We start from the raw sequence: 1,546 nt of genomic DNA, 5'->3' as shown, positions 1-1,546 counted from the left end.
TCCACATCGTAGTTTTCACAACTCTGCCGCAGTCGCGCAAGAAGCTCCTTGTCAGGAGCTTTCAAGCGGGGCTTTTTCTCGCTGCCGGCGTCATGCTCTTGTAGCCATGCTTTTACATTGGCGACAATGGCTTCCGTATCTTTAATGAGTTTGTCATTTCTAGCCAAAACGCCTTTCAAGTCGCCTGCCCTGGACATTGTTTCCAGTTTCAGAGCTGCTTCCCGTATGGTTTCCGCGCCTATGCCGGCGCTTGTGCCTTTTAACCCGTGTATGTTAATAACGTAACTGGATAAGTTCTCATCTGTGACATTCCGCAGTTTGTCTAAAAGTCCCGGCGTGTTGGTAACATAAGAGCGCAGAAGGGGAATATAAACCTTTGTGTCACCAACATACAGGTTAAGCCCTTTTTTCGTATCTACTCCCGGTATCTCTATTACCATATCATTAGAAGAAGCGCCGTCTGAGGAAGACTCATCAGAAACCGGAACTTCTTCACGGTTGGGGTCGCGCACCCATTTTCTGATAATGGAATCCATTTCCATTACGTCGATGGGTTTGGTTATAAACGCCTGAAAGCCATGCTCGTAGAACATCTTATCCGTTCCATGTATGGCGTTGGCGGTTAGGGCGATTACTGTTATTTTTTGCGCGTATTCGGTGCCTAACGCGCGAATCTTGTCCACCGTTTCTATGCCGTCCATTCCAGGCATCATGTGATCCATAAATATGGCGTTATAGACCGGAGTCCCCGCGCGTATCCGCTCAACAGCATCATGCCCGTTGTCTAAACAGTCAACTTGCATTTTGTAACCGTGCAAGATGCCAGCCGCTACGTCCAAATTGGTCTGCATATCATCTACCACCAGCACCTTCGCGTAACTCAGATTGAGCCTTATAAATCTTTTGGTAACAATACGTTTGTCTTCGGCATAGCAGAAGTTGCGAAGTTTGCTCGCGATATCTTCTCCCAGAGGCATATCGTTTACATAACCTTGCCTGAAACGCAGACGGAACGTGGAGCCTTTGCCGTACTCGCTTTCCACTTTAATATTCCCGTCCATCATCTCTACAAGCCTCTTGGTAATGGCAAGTCCCAGTCCGGTTCCCTCAATGCTCCGGTTGGCTTTTGTATCAACCTGATTGTAATCCGAGAAAAGTTTGTTTATATCCTCTTCGCGTATGCCGATGCCGGTATCTTTTACGGCGGCATCCACCCATATAGAATCGCCCTCCCGCGTACACTGTATGCTGAGTTCAATGCTTCCCTGCCGCGTGTATTTGACGGCGTTTGTAAGCATGTTGGTTAATATTTGTTTTACCCGCAGATCGTCGCCGTGAAGATTGGCAGGCAGATTTTCTCTGACATCCAGATAGAATTTTATGGGTTTTTCACCAAGGCGCGTAATAACAAGCGTAATAATATCATTCAACATGCTGGGCATGTAATAATCAACAGGAGTTATTTCCAGTTTGCCCGACTCAATTTTGGAGAAGTCCAGAATATCGTTTACAATGCTTAACAGCGTAGTGCCGGCGTTGCTTATCT

General features: G+C 46.8%; 1 protein-coding gene. It reads right to left on the bottom strand.

Annotated elements, in window-relative coordinates; all coding sequences use genetic code 11:
• On the bottom strand, positions 1 to 1,546 hold a 1,546-nt coding region (locus ACYVRA_RS06450), incomplete at both ends, for a hybrid sensor histidine kinase/response regulator (RefSeq protein ID WP_461251927.1).

It is taken from the genome of Treponema sp. R8-4-B8 (genome assembly GCF_054786175.1).
Note: the sequence above shows the minus strand (reverse complement) of the source record. Positions and strands in the feature narration are given on the sequence as shown.